Here is a 2,592-nt window from a genome sequence, read left to right on the forward strand (position 1 = left end):
ATCGCAACGACCGATTCATACTGCACCTCTTCTTCAAACGTCCGGAAACAGGGACTTTTGGTTTTCCATTTTGATGCGACACGGGCCTCTGTGACGCGGAAACTGGGTCACTTGATCCTTTTCCAGGTCCGCAGCTCGTATTTGGTGCGGTGCATCGGGTACCACCTGCTCGGTTGGGAGCACGCCCTCCTTGATCAATCGACGGACCCGATGGGCAGTAACCCCAAGCTTTTTGGCGGCTTCGGTCAATGTGAGCCACTCGCCATTCTTTTCGGCGGATCGGTAGCCGTGGATTTTATGGACCGTGCGCAGTGCCCCGACACGGCGCCCAGTCCAGGTTTTGCCTTGCCCGGTCTGCATTCCCATCCGGTTGAGAGTGGCGGCAATGTCTGTGTCGGACCACCGGGTCGCCATAGACCGCATGACGGCAAGGGCGGCCTCCGGAGTACTCTGGCCATGTTCGCCAGCTTTGGGTTTGCGAATGCGCAGCTGGGAGTGCTGGCCGCCTTTCCAGTGGATCGTCAAAATGACTTCACGCTGCTCTTCATCGATGTCAGCAATGATATCAGTCACGAGAGTACGAAGGAGTTGCTGACGACATCGCATGTCGACGTTAGGTGCGCGCCAGGCGGCCTCCAGATCGGTGGCAATGCCAGTAAATTCGGGGACTGGGGTGACAAGATCGATTTGTCGCGCTTGGGCCAAACCAGCTTCACAGGCTTCCACGCGCCTGAGCGCTGCCTCCCAGCTCTTCTCCAGTTGGGCAGCGATCAGCCGGTTGTCAGGGTCGCAAGCAGCATAGCGACGTTCAGCGAGAGAGGCCTCGTATCGGGCTTGTTGCAAGTCCAACTCCACCATGCGGTGTCGTTCTTCCAGATTATCCCGATGCGCCCGATCAGCTTCCATTGCGGCCTCGATCGCCATCGGCGTCACGGCCCTCAATATCTCTTTGCCGATAGCAGGGTCGATGCGAGATGCGCCAAAAGTCATGCATCGTGGCTTGGCCAGCATCTGATTGATACGTTCGCAGCGGTAATAGGGATGCCCCGGAGGCCGCCCCGAGTAGACAACGCCCAACCGCCTTCCGCATCGGCCGCAGGTGAGCAGGCCCGCGAGCAACGCGCGGCCGCCACGACCAGACTTGATGCCGCCTTTCTGGCCGAAGGCATTGACAGCGATGTGGCTCTGGTTCCTCTCAAACTCACTCCAATCGATATAGCCTTCGTGATGATCCTGGAGCAGCACGTCCCACGTTCCAAAGGGTTTGCCGTGGCCGTAGCTTTTACGCGCCCTGCCATCGACAATCTCGGTTCGCTTCTCGCTTTTACCATAGACATAGACCCCAGCGTAGAAGGGGTTCTTCAGGATCGAAATAACGCTTCGATAGCGAACCGGCACCCAGTCGAAGGACACCGTTTTGCGCCCGTCAGAAGGGCGAGGAAAATGGAAATTATCAGCCGTCAGCGAAATCAGCACCTGGCGGGCGCTGCCAAGCTCGCGGAAGCGCGAAAAAATGAGGCGGATCGCCTCTTGTACCCGCAAATCGGGATCAAGCCCCAGCCCATAGTCGCGGTGCCAGATATAACCGATCGGCACACTGAGACGCAGCTCCCCCCGCCGCGCTTTGGCGCGAGCCGCGTCAAGCATGCGCGTTCGCAAAATGCCGAGCTCAAACTCGCTGATACTGCCCTTCATGCCCAACAACAATCGATCGTTAGGCCGACAAGGATCGTACACTCCGTCGAGATCTATGACGCGCGCTTCAACCAGGCCGCACAGTTCCAGGAGATGGTGCCAATCCCGGCCATTGCGAGAAAGACGCGATGCGTCGAGGCAGAGCACTGCGCCAATTTTGCCCGTGCACAGGCCGCTCACCAGTCGTTCGAAACCAGGGCGGTCTACAGCACCGCTGGCGGTACGACCAAGGTCATCGTCGATCACATCGACATCACGGAAACCCCAGCGTCGCGCGACATCGACAAGTTCATATTGTCGCCGCTGGCTCTCCAGGTTGTTCTGGACCTGACCCGGGGTCGACTGTCGAACGTAGACCACAGCTTTGCGCTTCAGCACCGTGGCTGGAAGGAGATTATTGCCCGTCATCGCTCGCCTCCTTCGTCGCGACGCCGGCCGCGGCCATCAGGAGGGTCGCCAGCCTGGCGACAACAACGCTTCGTTCCCCGTCGCTCAGGCCTCGCATCTGCGGCGTATCGAACGGCATGCTCAGCTGCTGGGTCAGCACTGGTAATGTCGGGGGTAGTGGTAAAGCTTTCATGGCGCGCCTCCTGGATGGCCGTGAGTCCATCCCTCGAAGTCTGCCTGAAACCGCGCTCGGTAAGCAGTCTATGAAGCTCTACAAGCCCAATCACCGCAACGCGCGGTTCGCCCATCTCCATGTCGGCGCAAAACGCCCGATCCAGCATCCACTCCGCCACCTGGATGATCTCACCCGGCCTGATCTCTACCCGGATGATCGCGCCATTGGCCCGGTCCTCGCGACCTTCATGCCGAAAACGACCGCCGTAATATGGATGCCAGCGGTAATGAAACTCCACCATCTGCCCGACATGGGCAGAATGACCCTGCGATGGC

3 protein-coding genes are annotated in these 2,592 nt (G+C 59.3%); 1 reads left to right on the forward strand and 2 read right to left on the reverse strand.

The features are described 5' to 3' along the window. Positions 1-33: 33 nt before the first annotated feature. On the reverse strand, positions 34-2,103 hold the full coding sequence (locus NKH03_RS34560) for a recombinase family protein (RefSeq protein ID WP_352973309.1): 2,070 nt from the start codon (positions 2,101-2,103) through the stop codon (positions 34-36). Then, a complete protein-coding gene (locus NKH03_RS34565; protein WP_352694607.1) occupies positions 2,090-2,275 on the reverse strand; it encodes a hypothetical protein in 186 nt (61 codons plus the stop codon). The genes NKH03_RS34560 and NKH03_RS34565 overlap by 14 nt, the downstream gene beginning before the upstream one ends. A 70-nt stretch (positions 2,276-2,345) precedes the next feature. Between NKH03_RS34565 and NKH03_RS34570 the strand changes: the two genes are divergently transcribed. Further along, a partial coding sequence (locus NKH03_RS34570) for a hypothetical protein (RefSeq protein WP_352973311.1) occupies positions 2,346-2,592 on the forward strand: 247 nt, incomplete at its 3' end.

The organism is Mesorhizobium sp. M1406, from assembly GCF_040317555.1.
Lineage (GTDB): Bacteria > Pseudomonadota > Alphaproteobacteria > Rhizobiales > Rhizobiaceae > Mesorhizobium.

Coding starts and splice junctions, on each gene's coding strand:
- NKH03_RS34560 (WP_352973309.1), bottom strand. CDS start 2,103: ATGACGGGCAATAATCTCCTTCCAGCCACGGTGCTGAAGCGCAAAGCT.
- NKH03_RS34565 (WP_352694607.1), bottom strand. CDS start 2,275: ATGAAAGCTTTACCACTACCCCCGACATTACCAGTGCTGACCCAGCAG.